This window comes from Apibacter sp. HY039 (genome assembly GCF_004023655.1).
GTDB lineage: Bacteria > Bacteroidota > Bacteroidia > Flavobacteriales > Weeksellaceae > Apibacter > Apibacter raozihei.
The window spans coordinates 126061-142904 of the sequence record NZ_SAYM01000007.1; the positions used below are offsets into that span (position 1 = coordinate 126061).

Annotated in this window: 14 protein-coding genes; 5 read left to right on the plus strand and 9 right to left on the minus strand. The window is 31.4% G+C overall.

Translation table 11 applies throughout. The annotated features are described in order from the left end of the window. Nucleotides 1-2: 2 nt before the first annotated feature. A complete protein-coding gene (gene rocD, locus EQ921_RS12825) occupies nucleotides 3-1244 on the minus strand; it encodes an ornithine--oxo-acid transaminase (RefSeq protein ID WP_128331933.1) in 1242 nt (413 codons plus the stop codon). Nucleotides 1245-1356: 112 nt separating this feature from the next. On the opposite strand from rocD, the gene xerD reads away from it, so the two are divergent. Both xerD and EQ921_RS12835 read left to right on the plus strand, forming a co-directional pair. Continuing rightward, nucleotides 1357-2265 (plus strand): site-specific tyrosine recombinase XerD, encoded by a 909-nt coding sequence (gene xerD / locus EQ921_RS12830; protein ID WP_128331934.1) that lies wholly within the window; start codon nucleotides 1357-1359, stop codon nucleotides 2263-2265. 24 nt (nucleotides 2266-2289) lie between these two features. Beyond that, nucleotides 2290-2778, plus strand: coding sequence for a YkgJ family cysteine cluster protein (locus tag EQ921_RS12835; protein ID WP_128152082.1), 489 nt, complete (start codon nucleotides 2290-2292; stop codon nucleotides 2776-2778). 4 nt (nucleotides 2779-2782) lie between these two features. Here EQ921_RS12835 and EQ921_RS12840 read toward each other — a convergent pair whose 3' ends face one another. Genes EQ921_RS12840 through EQ921_RS12850 form a run of 3 tightly spaced genes read right to left on the minus strand, consistent with a single transcriptional unit; the run spans nucleotide 2783 to nucleotide 6202 of the window. Further along, nucleotides 2783-3217: a hypothetical protein gene (locus EQ921_RS12840; RefSeq protein WP_128152084.1), complete on the minus strand. Its 435-nt coding sequence runs from the start codon at nucleotides 3215-3217 to the stop codon at nucleotides 2783-2785. A 15-nt stretch (nucleotides 3218-3232) separates the two neighbouring features. Next, nucleotides 3233-3610 carry a RidA family protein gene (locus EQ921_RS12845; RefSeq protein WP_128331935.1) on the minus strand — a complete coding sequence of 126 codons (378 nt, stop codon included), beginning with the start codon at nucleotides 3608-3610 and terminating at the stop codon, nucleotides 3233-3235. A 48-nt stretch (nucleotides 3611-3658) separates the two neighbouring features. Beyond that, a complete protein-coding gene (locus EQ921_RS12850; RefSeq protein ID WP_128331936.1) occupies nucleotides 3659-6202 on the minus strand; it encodes a putative LPS assembly protein LptD in 2544 nt (847 codons plus the stop codon). A gap of 88 nt (nucleotides 6203-6290) precedes the next feature. Between EQ921_RS12850 and EQ921_RS12855 the strand changes: the two genes are divergently transcribed. Continuing rightward, entirely contained in the window at nucleotides 6291-7568 is a 1278-nt protein-coding gene (locus EQ921_RS12855) for an N-acetylmuramoyl-L-alanine amidase (protein ID WP_164875276.1), read from the plus strand. Nucleotides 7569-7917: 349 nt separating this feature from the next. Here EQ921_RS12855 and asnB read toward each other — a convergent pair whose 3' ends face one another. The 5 genes from asnB to EQ921_RS12880 all read right to left on the minus strand — a co-directional run bounded on the left by asnB (nucleotide 7918) and on the right by EQ921_RS12880 (nucleotide 12837). Further along, nucleotides 7918-9582 (minus strand): asparagine synthase B, encoded by a 1665-nt coding sequence (asnB, locus tag EQ921_RS12860; protein ID WP_128331937.1) that lies wholly within the window; start codon nucleotides 9580-9582, stop codon nucleotides 7918-7920. Between the two features lie 211 nt (nucleotides 9583-9793). Then, on the minus strand, nucleotides 9794-10828 hold the full coding sequence (adhP, locus tag EQ921_RS12865) for an alcohol dehydrogenase AdhP (protein ID WP_128152094.1): 1035 nt from the start codon (nucleotides 10826-10828) through the stop codon (nucleotides 9794-9796). A gap of 161 nt (nucleotides 10829-10989) precedes the next feature. Next, nucleotides 10990-11577, minus strand: a complete 588-nt coding sequence (rdgB, locus tag EQ921_RS12870; protein WP_185144518.1) for an RdgB/HAM1 family non-canonical purine NTP pyrophosphatase — start codon at nucleotides 11575-11577, stop codon at nucleotides 10990-10992. Then, the gene (locus tag EQ921_RS12875; RefSeq protein ID WP_128152098.1) at nucleotides 11562-12371 is read right to left on the minus strand and encodes a CPBP family intramembrane glutamic endopeptidase; all 810 of its coding nucleotides are present in this window, start codon (nucleotides 12369-12371) and stop codon (nucleotides 11562-11564) included. The genes rdgB and EQ921_RS12875 overlap by 16 nt, the downstream gene beginning before the upstream one ends. After that, nucleotides 12364-12837 carry a 23S rRNA (pseudouridine(1915)-N(3))-methyltransferase RlmH gene (locus tag EQ921_RS12880; RefSeq protein WP_128152099.1) on the minus strand — a complete coding sequence of 158 codons (474 nt, stop codon included), beginning with the start codon at nucleotides 12835-12837 and terminating at the stop codon, nucleotides 12364-12366. The genes EQ921_RS12875 and EQ921_RS12880 overlap by 8 nt, the downstream gene beginning before the upstream one ends. Before the next feature lie 1026 nt (nucleotides 12838-13863). Here EQ921_RS12880 and EQ921_RS12885 point away from each other — a divergent pair. Next, nucleotides 13864-15894 (plus strand): dihydrofolate reductase, encoded by a 2031-nt coding sequence (locus EQ921_RS12885; protein ID WP_128331939.1) that lies wholly within the window; start codon nucleotides 13864-13866, stop codon nucleotides 15892-15894. An 84-nt stretch (nucleotides 15895-15978) separates the two neighbouring features. Beyond that, a complete protein-coding gene (locus EQ921_RS12890; protein ID WP_221410498.1) occupies nucleotides 15979-16776 on the plus strand; it encodes a PhzF family phenazine biosynthesis protein in 798 nt (265 codons plus the stop codon). Nucleotides 16777-16844: the final 68 nt, after the last annotated feature.

The window sequence follows — 16844 nt, forward strand, 5'->3', positions numbered from 1 at the left end:
TGTTATATAGTTTCGAATTTTCTTATGGTAGTTTTTATTATTTCAAGACACTCCTGTAATTGATTTTCGTTAATAACTAGAGGTGGAGCAAAGCGTATTATATTAGTATGAGTAGGTTTGGCAAGTAATCCATTTTCTTTTAATTTAAGGCAAATTTCCCAAGCTAAATTTTTATAAGTAGAATTATTAATTACTAATGCATTCAATAGCCCTTTGCCTCTTACAAATTCTGCAATTTTAGAATCTTTACAGAATTTTGTTAATTCATCTCTAAAAATCTTACCCAATTCGTATGCATTAGATGCCAGATTTTCTTCTTCAATAACTTTTAATGCAGCAATTGCTATAGCAGCAGCTAGTGGATTACCACCAAACGTAGAACCATGTTGTCCCGGTTTTATTACATCCATAATTTCAGAATTTGAAAGTACGGCAGAAACCGGATATGCACCTCCGGACAAAGCTTTACCTAAAATTAAAATATCTGGCTGAACTTCATCATAATTACAGGCTAGTAATTTTCCGGTTCTGGCAATGCCCGTTTGAACTTCATCCGCAATAAAGAGTACGTTTTTTTCTTTACATAAATCATAACAGGCTTTTAAATATCCATCATCGGGAACATAAGCACCAGCTTCACCCTGTATGGGCTCAACTAAAAAGCCGGCAATATTAGAATTTTGTTCCAGTACAGATTGTAATGCATGTACATCATTGTATGGAATTTTTATGAAGCCTGGAGTAAAGGGCCCGTAATGAGTATAAGCATCGGCATCAACAGAAAAGGATACAATAGTAGTAGTTCTTCCATGAAAATTGTTTTCACATACAATAATATGAGCCTGATCTTCTTTAATACCTTTCTTTTCATATCCCCATTTTCTACACAGTTTGAGTGCTGTCTCTACCGCTTCTGCACCCGTGTTCATAGGAAGAACTTTTTCAAAGCCAAAATATTTTGTTATAAATTCTTCATATTTCCCCAATTCACTGTTATAAAAAGCACGAGAAGTTAGCGTAAGTTTTTTAGCCTGCTCAATTAATGTATTGATAATTTTAGGATGACAATGACCTTGATTAACAGCGGAATAAGCTGAAAGGAAATCGTAATATTTTTTCCCCTCCACATCCCATACATACACTCCTTCACCTTTCTCTAAAACGACAGGAAGAGGGTGGTAATTATGGGCACCATACTGATTTTCTAACTCCATTAAATGTAGTGAGGATAATTTTGATTCCATATATTTTTTATTTTTTTGCAATTTAGGTAATTTAGTTCTTTTTGTAAATTATTAAAACAAATTTAATAATATTTACTAGGAGTTTGTTTTTTCAAAAGACTAATTTTGCATTATGGAATGGATTTCTGCAATAGAAAATTTTCAGGAATATTTATGGTTAGAGAAAGGATTGTCTGAAAATACACGAAAAGCGTATGTTAGGGACTTAGCTAAATTAAAATTATTTGCGGCTGAAAATCATGCGTTAGATCCATCAATAATTACCAAAGAAGCTATTCAGGATTTTGTTTATGATTTTTCTAAAAAAACAAAAGCAGCAAAATCTCAGGCACGATTAATTTCATCATTAAAATCTTTTTTTAATTTTTTGCAGGAAGATGAAATCAGAAAAGACAATCCGGCAGAATTACTCGAAAGTCCTAAAATCGGATTTAGATTACCTGATACGCTTAATCATCAGGAAGTTCAGAAAATAATTGAGTCTGTTGATTTATCAAATTCTGAAGGAGAAAGAAATAGAACAATTCTAGAAACACTTTACGGATGTGGACTTAGAGTATCAGAATTAACAAACTTAAGGCTCTCTGATTTATTTTTCGAAGAGAATTTTATAAGAGTTATAGGTAAGGGAGAGAAGCAAAGACTAGTTCCTGTTTCAGACTGGACAATAAAATATATTTCCATATATATTCAATCTATCAGGAATCATCAGGTAATAAAGCCTCAATATAAAGATTTTTTGTTTTTAAATAGAAGAGGAGCAAAATTGACAAGAGAAATGATTTTTATAATTGTCAAGAATGCAGTGGCAAATTCTGGAATAAAAAAAAATGTATCTCCGCATACATTTAGACATTCATATGCAACAGTACTTTTAAAAAATGGTGCTGATTTGCGTTCAATTCAGCAGATGCTGGGACACGAAAGTATCACAACAACTGAAATATATACTCATTTGGATAAACAACAATTACGGGATGCTATTGAAAAGTTTCACCCGTTCTATAAATCGGATCAATAATTTACAAAAAGACCGATAAAGAATATGGATATAGAAAAAAATAAAGAAGAAGCTATTAAACGGCAGGATATTCATTCTAAATATTTATCAAAATTAAAAAACAAAAAAGTAAAAAATCTGGATCAAAAAGTTTTAGAAATACACCATTCTGTATTTAATAAAATTGATTGTCTCGAATGTGCTAACTGTTGCAAAACAACGGGTCCTTTATTTACAGAAAAAGATATAGAAAGAATTTCCAAACATTTAAAAATGAAAGTTTCTGCTTTTATAGATAAATATTTGCATAAAGACGAAGATAATGACTGGGTTTTTAATGGTTTACCTTGTCCTTTTCTGGATTCTGAAAATTATTGTCTTATCTACGACGTTCGTCCTAAAGCTTGCAGGGAATATCCGCATACCGATCGGAAAAAGATATATCAGATCAATAAAATTACATTGAAAAATACTTTGATCTGTCCAGCAGCATTCAAAGTAGTCGAAGAGATGATAAAAAAAATTCCAATGTAGAATTTTATACTGAATCCTTTTTTGATTTGGCTTCTTTTTTATTTTGTAACCATTCCACAAGTTGTGCACCTAACCACGAAAACGGAAAAAAAATAAAAAACATGCTTACGATGTACCAGGTAGGATGGCCAGGGAAAATAAATACAGTAGCAATAGCTGTTAATAACAAAATAAAACCAATCAACATAGCATAAGCCTTTTTAGCAGTTTTGACAATCAAGGCACAAACGATACCTCCAAGTAAAGAGCCAATACCAGATGAAATGAGCAAAGCTATGAAAAACTCACCCTTAGCCGTTTTTATGATAGGAGTCCAGTACTCTATTGCAAGACCTTTATACTCATAAGGTATCCAATAAGGATTAATCATAACCGACGAAGTAATTATTGCTACGGCTACAAACAGTCCCGATAAAACTGCAATTGTATTTCTAATCATTTTATAGTAAACTATTTATTCTGCAGCAATTACTGATATTTCTATGGATACGTTTTTAGGCAAAGCAGATACCTGTACACATTCTCTTGCAGGATAAGAATTTGCAAAATAGGATGCATAAATATCATTAACTATAGCAAAATTGTTTAAATCAGTTAAAAAAATAGAAGATTTAACAATATGATTAAAAGACAACCCTGCCTCTGTAAGAATAGCCTGAATATTTTTCATCACTTGATGAGTCTGCTCTGTTATTTCGTCTGAAAATTCATTCGTTGCCGGATTAACCGGGATTTGACCTGAAATAAATAATAAATTATTTACTTTAACAGCCTGTGAGTAAGGACCAATAGCTGCAGGAGCTTGAGAAGTAGATATAATTTCTTTTTTCATTTTCTTGTAATTGTACGATTAAATTTAATTCATAAAGGTATTAATTTTTTAAAGATCAGTGCTTGTGTCATTGAAATTTCTTGCTTCATATTTCACAGCATCTTTAAGAATTGCAGCCTTTATTCCTATGTAGAAATTCCATGTTTTATTATAACCGGAAGAAATAGGAACCCAGTTAAAATTGATATTAAAGCTTCTTAGATCCCTCATAAATCCTAGTCGGGTATAACCAAACTCTTTACTTTCAAGGTCATAATTGGTAGAAGCTGTAATTTTCCAATACGGAGAAGGCGATATTTCTCCTGTTAAATTTACAGTAGCTGATGTATTTGCCGTACGGTTATATTCTTTGGTTCTGGCATAATTAAGTCCCACATCCAATTTCCATGGAATTTCAAAATGGGCATAATTTTCTTCATCAAAATTATATTTTTCATATCGTATTGAGCCTTGTTTTGAATATTTTTTTTCTTTTTTACCACCAAACATAGAAGGTTCCAGAGAAAAGTTCAATCCCATTGTATAACTGGCTATAGAGAAATATCCTAATTTATCAACATTATATCCCACAGTAGAAGTTGGAGAATCAAATACAATTTTATAAGGATTAATCCTCAAAGCATAGTTTACTCTCAGTTTAGAATTGAATAGAGAGCTGGAACCAGTAGCAGTTATAGGACTTAATCGTAAAGAGTCAGCAGCAAAATTATAAGAGGTGGAAATATTTAGACTCTCAAAGATTTTTATCTTTTTTATACCAGTCTTTTCTTTTTTATTCCGCACTTTCATTTCCAGATTATTAGCCAGGGAAATATTTACAGAACTATTCTCTGTATTTGAAGGATCACCTAAAACGCCGCCGTTAAAATAGGAATATTTAACCTTTTTACCATTTTCATCTATATAAGTACCATAGTACCCCCATGAATCAGAAGAAAAATTAGGAGAATAACTATAACTTAGAGTAGGGGATATCATATGTCGGATAGCTTTTATCATTTTATCCTGCCCCTCTTTTTCAAAGTTAGCCATTCCATAAAGTGTTGTAGTTAAATTTAAAGCAGTTCCAAAAGTTCTGTAAGACCTGAGTCCGTCTTTATTTAGAGTTACAACTTCATTTGTAACAGAATTATAATCTCTGCGTATTGTTTTGGTTGTCCATGCTTCCTTGTAATTTCCGGTTAATCCTAATTGGAAGTAGTTAAATATAGTAGTAGTAGTTCCCAGATTTGTCTCGTTTTTTATTCCGTTTTTGGAATTATCAAACATTTTGGATGAAAACATATCCTCAGTGGTCGTAGTAACGGAGTTTTGAAGATTCATTTTATAATCCATGTAAATATTTTGAAACAAACCTTTTTTTGAGCCGCTTTTAGGAGCAAAAGGATAAATTTGAGGCATTGTAACGGATAAGCTGGGAAGCACAAGCGCAACTGTTCCATCAGAAATATTTTGGGAAGCCGAAGTATTTAATGAAACTGTTAACGGATTATTGTTAAATCGCTTAACCAGTGAAATGGATGATGAGGTTTGATTATTATTTACATTACCAGATAATGCGTTTTGATTATATATACTATTATTATAATAATTTTGACTAACAAAATTAACAGAAGAATTAAACGATAAATTTGGATTAGCTTTAGCATCCTGAGAATGAGTCCATACTACACGATAATTTTCTGTTTCCGAGTAATCACTCAGACCTTTAGTACTATTTATATTCTTTTCATATACCAGGTTGAAATTACCTGAATATTTATATCTTTTAGTATATCTGAAACGATTATCAATAGTCCAGCTCCCTTTAGTGTAAATACCAAACCGGGTTTCTAAATCAAGATATTCCCCTATAGGAACATACACTCCCCATCTTTCCAGATAAAAACCTTTAGATTGTCTTTCACCGAAAGTACCGATAAGAAGTCCGGCTTCTCTTTTACGACCTGATGATGGAAGATATAAAAAAGGGAGTATAAATGGAGTAGGAACCTGTTCAATATACATGGTTGTAGGTCCCGCAATTAAAGTCTTTTGGTTTTTTCCCGTAATCATTTTCATACGGGTGGTTGATAAATGATAATCGGGCACAGAATCTTTTTTTGATTTAAAGTATTCATCCGTTGTAATCATCCCGTTTCTCATGTAATACTCCTCTTCATTCATCCTTTTTGCTTTTTGAGCAATTATCACCATTTCATCCTCTTCAGTACGTACATTAAAAGCTGTACCCTGTTTTGTATTCATGTTGAACTTGGCTTCAGTATATTCGAATTCTCTGTTTCCTTGTTTAAAAGTAATATTTTCAATAATTCTTCCTAAACTGTCAACTTTGCCCCGAGCAAAAATATCCCCTGTATTCCAGTCCATAACAATATAATCCGCCTTTATCGTCATGTCCTGATAGGAAACGGAAGCATTATGTATCAGATAGGTCATTTTTTTAGAAAATATATTGCGGATTTCATCCCCTCTGGAATCTACCACATCTTCTAATTTTTCTTTTTTTGAAGGTATTATTTTTGTCGAATCAGAAGGCGTTTCAGTCTTTTTAACTTGTGCTAACAGAATGTTAAAAATTAGAAAAAACAAACAAAGTACACTATATTTGAAGCTTGAATTAATCAAAGTATATAAATTCAAAAAATTTGTGTCCAAAATTAATCAAAAAAAAGAATTAATGAGAGTTTTAACAATTTTTAACTTAAAAAATATATTATTTGCGTTTACAGCCCTATGTATAAATTTTTCTTATTCACAAAAGTTTAAACTGGTTCTGGATGCGGGACATGGAGGACATGATTATGGAGCCAAAGGACCGTATGCTAATGAAAAAGATGTTAATCTATCGTTGGCATTGAAGGTGGGGTCAATGATTGAAAAGAACAATAAAGATGTAGAAGTTATTTATACCCGTACTATTGATGAGTTTATTCCATTAATGACCCGGGCAGGTATTGCTAATAAAAACAAAGCAGATTTATTTATATCCATTCACTGTAACTCCAGTTCTAAGAGCGCACCCTACGGAACCGAAACTTTTGTCTTAGGATCTCATAGAAACAGAGATAACTTTGATGTAGCAAAAAGAGAAAACTCTGTGGTATATATGGAAAAAGATTATCAGACCACCTATGAGGGGTTTGATATCAACTCACCTGAGTCTCTTATCGGATTAACACTTATGCAGAACGTTTATCTTGAAAACAGCTTAAAACTTGCCTCTTATGTAGAAGAAAATTTCAAAAAAGAAAGTAGATTATCCAGAGGAGTAAAACAGGCAGGTTTTTTAGTATTAGTTCAGACAGCTATGCCTGCAGTTCTTATAGAAACCGGGTTTATATCCAATTATCAGGAAGGAGAATATTTAGCTTCTGCGGAAGGTCAAAATACAATAGCAAAAAATATTTATGAAGCCTTTTTGGCATATAAAAAGGAATTTGATAAAAGATCAGGTAGAACTGAAATACAAAAAGTCGAAGTTAAAGAAGCCGAAATACCTTTAAAAAATACAACGCTTAAAATACAGTTTTTAGCATCATTTAACAAGTATCCACAAGGAGCTGCTCAATTTAGAGGTATAAAAGATGTCGAAATTATAAAATCTAATGGGAAATATGTTTATTATGCAGGAGCTACCAATTTAAAATCAGAGGCAGACACAAATCTCAAAATTGTTAAAGAAGCTGGTTTTAAAGATGCTGCAGTCGTTGAATTTAAAGATAGTGAATCATTAAAAAATGAGTATTACACTATTGAAATTTTATTATCCACAAAAAAATACAGGGAAAAAGATCCTATTTTTAAAGGATTGAACAATGTTGTAAGAGATAAAATCAATAATATCTATATATATACATCCGGCAAAGTAACTAATTACGAATCGGCAAAAAGATTACTAGATAATATTAAAAAATTAGGATTTAACGATGCAGTTATATCCAAAATATCTGCATAAAAAATCTGAAAATATTTGTAGAAAAATTAGTTAGTTTTATAGCCTGTTTATATTATTTATAAACAGGCTATTTTTTTGCTAAATTATGTTTTGGTAAATTAAACTCTATTTAATCTTTTCAAATTCTTCGAAGAAACTTTTTTCAATAATATCTTAGAAAAAATAAGATTTTTTTAAAACAAATAAGAGTCATCTTATCATATTAATTTTTTGTTTCTTTTAGTTATAAATTAAGAGATACATAAACATTCAGTATAAATGTAAATAGTATTTAAATGTAAAATAAAAAGCCTTTGGAGTAATCATCCAAAGGCTACTATTTAGTTATAGTATATATATTGATGTATTTTTATATTGCATCAGTATGTACTGTCTTCACAGCGCGTCCGGATGGATCCGGATTGTTTTTAAAAGCTTCATCCCATTCAAGAGCTACAGCTGAGCTACATGCAACAGAAGGTACGGAAGGAACTGTCTGTGCTGCTGCCTGAGATGGAAAATGTTCTTCGAATATAGAACGGAACCAGTATTCTTCTTTAGACATAGGTGGATTGATAGGAAAACGTTCTGCTGCTCTTTCCATCTGCTTATCAGTGATCTTTTCATCAGCAACTTTTTTAAGAGTGTCAATCCAAGAGTATCCTACACCATCAGAAAACTGTTCTTTTTGTCTCCAGGCAACTTCAGCAGGAAGGTAGTCTTCAAAAGCTTCCCGTAAGATATGTTTTTCAATTTTTCCACCTCCACACATTTTATCTTTAGGGTTAAGAGTCATTGCAATATCCATAAATTCTCTATCTAGAAAAGGAACACGGCCTTCAACTCCCCAAGCCATTAAAGATTTATTAGCCCTTAAACAATCATATAAATGAAGTTTATCTAGTTTTCGTACAGTTTCTTCATGAAATGCCTGGGCATCCGGAGCTTTATGAAAATACAAATATCCTCCAAACAGTTCATCAGATCCTTCACCAGATAAAACCATTTTAACCCCCATAGATTTAATATATCTAGCAAGAAGATACATGGGCGTTGAAGCCCTTACAGTAGTCACATCGTACGTTTCAATGTGATAAATTACATCGCTTAAAGAATCTAAGGCTTCTTCAATAGTGAAATGTATTTCGTGGTGAACAGTTCCTATATGATCGGCTACTTTTTTAGCAGCAATTAAATCAGGAGCACCTTTAAGACCTACTGCAAAAGAGTGTAGTTGTGGCCACCAGGCATCTGTTTGTCCATCTTCTTCAATTCTTTTGCTCGCATATTTTTTTGCAATAGCAGAAATAATTGAAGAATCTAAACCTCCGGATAATAATACACCATAAGGTACGTCCGACATAAGTTGTCTGTGTACTGAATCTTCCAATCCTTTTCTTAATTTCTGAATATCAGAAGTATTATCTTTTACAGAGTCAAACTTCATCCAGTCTCTATGATACCATTCTTTTATTTCTCCATCGGGACTATAAAAATATTTTCCAGGCTCAAATTCTTTGATATCAGGACATACACCCTCTAATGATTTTAATTCACTAGCTACAAAAAACTGACCTTTTTTATCATAACCCATATATAAAGGTATAATTCCCATATGGTCTCTACCTACCAGATAAACATCTTTTTCTTTATCATAAAGTACAAAAGCGTAAATACCGGAAATATCTTCAAAAAGTTTTATACCTTTTTCTTTATATAAAGCAAGAATTACTTCACAGTCAGATTGTGTCTGAAAATTATATTTACCTTCAAATTGTTTACGTATTTCCTTGTGATTATAGATTTCTCCATTAACAGCTAATATTAAATTTTTGTCTTCACTGAATAGAGGCTGCCCTCCTGAAGCAATATCGACTATAGATAATCTTTCATGGGCCAGTACAGCAAGATCATCACAATATATACCAGACCAGTCCGGTCCTCTGTGACGAATTTTTTTAGCCATTTTCAGCGCTTCCGGCCTTACTATTTCACTTGTTTCTTTCAGTTCGAAAACTCCTACAAATCCACACATACAATTTATTGTTTTAAATTCGAATACAAAAGTACATTAAAAGTTATTTAATTTAATTTTAAATACAAAATAAGTTTAAATTATAAACGTATTTATTTGTTTTGGTTTTTAATTTAATTTTTTTTGGCTTTATTTAGTCAATTTAATTTATTCTATATAGCCTTATATAATAGTTAAAATTGATTACAAGTTCAATATCAGTTTGTGTATGCTAGGCACTGGCCATATCTAAAACAATTCTTCCGTCGATCTGGGCTTTTTTCATTTTATCAAAAACATCATTTATTGAATCGAGCTTAGCAGTACTTACAGTAGCTTTGATTTTACCTTCATGTGCAAATTCTATAGCCTCCTGCAGGTCCTTTCTTGTTCCCACAATTGAGCCTCTTACGGTTATACGGTTTAAAACAGTTTCAAAAATGGGAAGATCAAAATTGCCGGGAGGTAGCCCGTTTAGAGCTATGGTTCCCTTTTTACGTAAGGTTTCAAGTCCCTGCTTAAATGCTATTGGGGATACTGCTGTGATTAAAGCCCCGTGCATACCGCCGGTTTCTTTTTTTAAATATTCTCCGGGATTGGTATTTAATGCATTTACCACTAAATCTGCTCCCAGTTTTTTTGCCAGATTAAGTTTATCGTCAGCAACATCTATAGCAGCAACGTGCATCCCCATTGCTTTAGCATACTGAACGGCAATATGTCCAAGTCCTCCGATTCCTGAAATTGCAACCCATTCTCCTGGTTTAGTTTCCGTTTCTTTTAACCCCTTATATACGGTTACACCTGCACACAAAATGGGAGCCATTTCTAAAAAATTAACATTTGAAGGTAAAATTCCCACATAACGGGCATCAGCAATTACGTATTCAGCAAAGCTGCCATCAACGCTGTATCCTCCGTTCTCTTGTATATCGCATAATGTTTCCCATCCGGAAATGCAAAATTCGCAACAGCCACAGGCACTATATAACCAGGGTACACCAACAGCATCTCCTTCCTTTACCCTTGTTACTTCTGCACCAGTAGCAACAACATAGCCAACTCCTTCATGTCCGGGAATTAAAGGCATTTTAGGTTTTACAGGCCAATCTCCTTCAATAGCATGCAAATCGGTATGGCATACTCCACAAGCAATAATTTTTACCAGAATCTGGTTTTTACCCGGTCTTTTAACTTCTACTTCTTCAATTTGTAAAGGTTGTCCAAATTCACGAACAACTGCAGCTTTCATTTTTTGTGGTAACATAAAATTTTAGTTTTGATAATGGTTGTTTGTGAATATAACTAAAATTTAAATGCTTAAAGCTGACAGATTTTTTTTTATTAGTATATATTAATATAAATATTTTTATAAAATCTAGGTTTCTATCCAAGGTATTGTATTATTGATGTTTATACTCTATAATTTCAGTTCTGAATAGGATTATTTTCGTTAATAAATTTTTTAAATTGATCTAATGCTAACGCTCTATGGCTTATTCTATTTTTTTCATCAGCAGAAATTTCTGCAAAACTATTTGAGTAACCCTCCGGAACAAAAATAGGATCATAGCCGAAACCGTGTTTTCCCAGGATTGAATTTGAAATAGTACCGTAAACTCTTCCTTCAAAATAGCGAACTTCTTTATTATTAACCCAGCAAATTACACTTATAAAATAAGCTTTTCTATCAGTAATATTTTTCATATTAGAAAGTACTTTTGCTATGTTATCATCAAAAGAGCCGGTTCCGGCATAACGAGCTGAATAAATTCCAGGTTCTCCGTTTAATGCTTCTATCACAAGTCCGCTGTCATCAGCAAAGCAAGGTATTCCCGATAGATCGTATCCAAATTTTGCTTTTATAAATGCATTTTCTTCAAAAGTGAGTCCGGTTTCTTCAATATCTCCCTCAAAATTGTAATCATTAAATGTTTTTAGATTTAAATTAGAAGGAAGCATGGCTAAAATTTCATCTTTTTTATGAGTATTTTGAGTTGCTAATAATATTTCCATGAGTATTTTTTTGTGATTTTATTAAGAAAATAACCTGATATAATGATGATTATAAGACCAATGATAGGATAAACATAATTGCTAAATCCGATTTCAGGCGAATCAAAATTTCCATTTTTGTAATATAGATAAAAGCCTAACAAATTGTTTAAAAAATGAAGTAATGTGCTTACTGCAAGTGAACCGGTTTTGTAAAAAGATATTCCTAAGACTATGCCGGCCAAGATACCTGCTAAAACCTGCCAGGGGAATATGTGTATGCCGCCGAAAATTATAGAAGATATAATAATGGCTTTATAAGGAGGAACTTTATTATTAAGCATTCCTTTTAATATAAAACCTCTGAAGAATATTTCTTCGAATATCGGGGCTATAATACATATAGAAATAAAAACGGCAACCGGTTGTTTGTTAAGCGAGCCTACTAAAGCTTGGGTCATTAAATTGTGCAGATAACCAAAAAAGGGTCCTTGGGTGGGTATTAATCCTGTTAAAAATTCGGACAATAAAAACTGTCCGATGAATAAGCATAAGCAAATTGGGAATAGTTGAAATTTTTTTAAATTATAACTTAATCTAAATTTTTGTTCTCTTGGTTTTAAACAAATAAAATAAAAAATGAGAAACAGCATTAAATAATTAAAAACAGTATTTATAGGAGTTAGTAAAGCTGTGTCTAGGTGTAAAAAGTTCGCAAGATAGAAAAATAGTTGTCCTGAAATACCCGCTATGGTTATGAATAAAACAATAGCAAATATAATGTCGTACCAATAGATTTTTAAGTAGTTATTCATTGTGATATGGTTTACCCTGTAATATACTAAATGCACGGTAAAGTTGTTCCGTAAAAAATAATCGTATCATTTGATGTGTAAAAGTCATGGAAGATAATGAAATTTTTTGATGAGGTAAGTTATAGATTTTATCTGAAAATCCCCAGGCTCCACCTATACAAAAAACAATGTGTTTAGTTGAATTGTTCATTTGATTATCAATAAATTTTGAAAATTCAATAGATGTGTATTGCTTGCCTTTTTCATCTAATAATATGAGTGAATCACTAGCATGTAATTGAGAAATAAAAGATTCAGCTTCCGCATTTTTCAAATCAGATTCCGGAAGATTTTTAGCATTTTTTATATCCGAAAGTTCTTTTCTTTCATATTTAATAAAGGAAGGTAAACGTTTTTCAAGCTGCTCAATCAAAGTCAGCAGCTCTTTCGAATTTGTTTTGCCTATCGAGAGTAATGTAATTTTCATAATACGTAAAGAGTACAAAAGTAAGAGAATATTTTTAATGATAATAGTCTCTATCCTGCCTTTTAAAGGTTTGAATAAGTTAATTATACATTTAAATCTGCTTATTTTAATTAATAAGTAGAAATTAATCTTTGTTACTACTTTAGATTAATCAAGATAAAATATACTAAATATGAAAATATTTTTATTTATAGGATGCAGATAATGCTTAAGTTAACTTAAAATGTTGTATTCTTTTAACAAAATAGTAGATGAGAAACTAATAAAACATGTATATTTAAAAATTATTCTTTATAACTGTTTTTTTAATTTATATACATCATTAAATCTTGTAAAAGATAATCTTTTTAAATACGATTTATAATTTTTAATACGTAATTAATAATCATAAATTGAACTTAGTTTTACAATAAAATCAGGAAAATATAAAAAATAGCTATTTATAATCTAAAAAATACATATAAAAACAGAAAATTTATTTATTTCATAATATTATAAGTGAAATATTTTTTAAAATATGAATTTGATTTATGAAGTGTTTTTATATTAATAATAATTAAACTAATCTATATAATGATTAAAGTAAATAAAATATAAAATTGTGTTTGTTAAATATTTTTTATTGGGTAAAAAATATTGTATTGAGGTATATTATTTTATTTTTATTATATTTGTCCCAGTAATTTATGGATTAATTAATATAAAGCGCTAGCTTTTATTCTGTCTATGGGAATCTGGTAAATTCAAAAGAGACACAGAATAAGTAAGTTGGGCTCACACCATATAGCGTGGGTTCTTATCTTATTTGTGTTTCTTGGCTTACCAGAGCCCCTATAGGCAAGTAAAGATTTTTAACCCGCGCTTTTAATTCCTTCATACATCCATTATAGTATATTTGCGCATATTTTTATCTTTCATTTTCTATAAAAATCCTTTTAACTTCATGGTTTATTAATCAACAATTATTAAATAAGAATACGAAGTTTATTTTTATTAATTTTGATGAGTATATAATCATTTCAAAATATGAAATTAAATGTTTTAACAGCTATTATAGCTTCCTCGGTTATGCTGGTCTCTTGCGATACTAAATTTTCAAATACTATAGGTAAGACAGATCCTGAAAATTTTGAATATAAAGTTGATCGTTTTGCGGATATAGAAGTATTGAAATATCAGATTCCTGGTTGGGAAAAACTTTCCCTGAAAGAAAAAAAGTTGGTTTACTATTTAGCTCAGGCAGGTATGTCCGGAAGAGATATAATATGGGATCAGAATTATAAATATAACTTAAAAATTCGTAAAGCATTAGAAAGTATTTATAAAAACTATAAAGGAGATAAATCAGCACAAAGCTGGAAAAACTATGAAATATATTTAAAAAGGGTATGGTTTTCTAATGGAATTCACCACCATTACTCTAATGACAAAATTATGCCGGAATTTTCACAGAATTATTTTCAGCAATTATTAAATGATACTAGTACAGAATTGGAACCATTCATTGTAGATATACTTTTTAATGAAGAGGATAATAAAAAAGTTAATCTGGATGAGTCTAAGGGATTTATATCTGGTTCTGCAATAAATTTTTATGGGAAAGGTATTACGGATAAAGAAGTAGAGAAATATTATTCAGGGAAAACAAATCAGGATTCAGACAGACCTGTCTCATGGGGGCTCAATTCCAAATTGATCAAAAATGAACAGGGAAATTTAGAAGAAAAAATATGGAAAAGCGGGGGTATGTATGGAGCTGCAATAGATCAAATTATATTTTGGTTGGAAAAAGCAGTTTCAGTAGCTGAAAATAAACCGCAGGCGGAAGCTTTAAAACTGCTAATCAGTTATTATAAAACAGGTAGCCTGAAGACCTGGGATGAATACAATATAGCTTGGTTGAAGGCCACCGAGGGAAATATTGATTACATTAATGGATTTATAGAGGTGTATAATGATCCTTTAGGACATAAAGGCTCTTATGAAAGTATTGTTCAAATCAAAGATTTTGATATGTCTGCAAAAATGGAAGTAATTTCCAAAAATGCACAATGGTTTGAAGATAATTCTCCTTTAATGCCAGAGCATAAAAAGAAAAATGTTGTAGGTATATCATATAAAACGGTAATAGCAGCTTCGGAATCGGGTGATTCATCCCCAAGTACACCTATAGGTGTAAACTTGCCCAACGCTGATTGGATTAGAGCAGAGTATGGTTCAAAATCTGTATCTCTAGGTAATATCATAGATGCTTATGGTCAGGCAGGCGGAACGGAGAAATTAAAAGAATTTGCTTACGACTCGCAAGAAGTTGAATTATCCGAAAAATACGGAGAACTTGCAGATAAGTTACATACAGCACTACATGAAGTGGTGGGACATGCTTCCGGGCAAATAAATAAAGGAGTGGGTACTCCAAAGGAAACATTAAAAAGTTATGCTTCAACACTTGAGGAAGGGAGAGCTGATCTTGTAGGTCTTTATTATTTATATAGCCCTAAATTACAGGAGTTAGGTTTAGTCGAAGATTGGAAAAAGGTAGGTATGGCTGCTTACAATGATTATATTCGTAACGGTCTGATGACGCAGTTAGTACGTATAGAACCCGGAAGGGACATTGAAGAAGCACATATGAGAAACCGTCAGTGGGTAAGTGCATGGGTTTGTGAAAAAGGTCAGAAAGATAAGGTTATTGAAAAAATAGAGAAAAATGGTAAAACTTATTTTAAAATAAATAATTATGAAAAATTACATAATTTATTTGGAGAATTATTAAAAGAAACTCAGAGAATTAAATCAGAAGGTGATTATCAGGCTGCAAAAGACCTGGTTGAAACATATGGTGTTAAAGTAGATCCAAAGCTTCATAAAGAAGTTCTTGAAAGAAATTCAAAATTTAATCTAGCTCCATATAAAGGCTTTCTAAACCCTGTTTTAGTTCCTAAAGTTAATAGTAAAGGAGATATTACTGATATTGAGGTTACTTATCCTAAATCATTTGCTGAAGAGATGCTGTATTATTCTGAAAAATACAGTTTTTTACCTTTAGAAAATTAATACAATAAATTAAAAAGCGGTTTAATAACCGCTTTTTTACATTAGTAAAATAATAACTTCAATATAAATTTTTATAATTAAATTATGGAATCAGTTATAGAATATTATATAATAGATGCATTTGCATCACAAATTTTTTCAGGTAATCAGGCAGGTGTTTGTTATTTAAAGCAAAAAATTGATGATCAAATTATGCAGCAAATAGCAGCTGAAAATAATTTATCTGAAACGGCTTTTATTTTAAAAAGAGATGAGGGAGCAAATTATGATTTGAGGTGGTTTACACCTAAATCTGAAGTTGATTTGTGCGGACATGCCACTTTAGCATCTGCATATGTACTATCTAATTTTGTAGATAGTACTTTAAAAAAAATACAGTTTTATACTCAAAGCGGTATTCTTACTGTGATCTGTAAATCAGATAAATATGAAATGGAATTTCCTTCCAGAGATCCGAAACGGTTACAGATATTACCTTTATTTAAAGAAATGATAGATTGTGAAATTCTGGAAGCCTGGGCTTCCAGGGACTTAATTTTGGTGGTTGAAAATGAAGAAGAAGTACGGAGAGTTAATCCTGATTTAAATAAAATTGCTCAAGCATCTGAATATTTAGGTGTTATAATTACTTCCAAAGGAAAAACTACTGACTTTGTATCTCGTTTTTTTGCTCCTTCAGTAGGAGTAGCGGAAGATCCGGTTACCGGATCTGCTCATACTTCTTTAATTCCCCTGTGGAATCAGAAATTAGGGAAAAAGAAGATGATAGCCTATCAATGCTCACAAAGAGGCGGTTATATTTATTGTGATATTATTGAAAATAAAGTTTTAATTTCAGGTTATGCAAAATTATATTTAAAAGGTTCTATTTACCTATCATAAGTTCATATAAAATAAGGAAGTTAAAACAATAACATGGTATTGTTTTTGAGTGTTATAGGGATAAATTT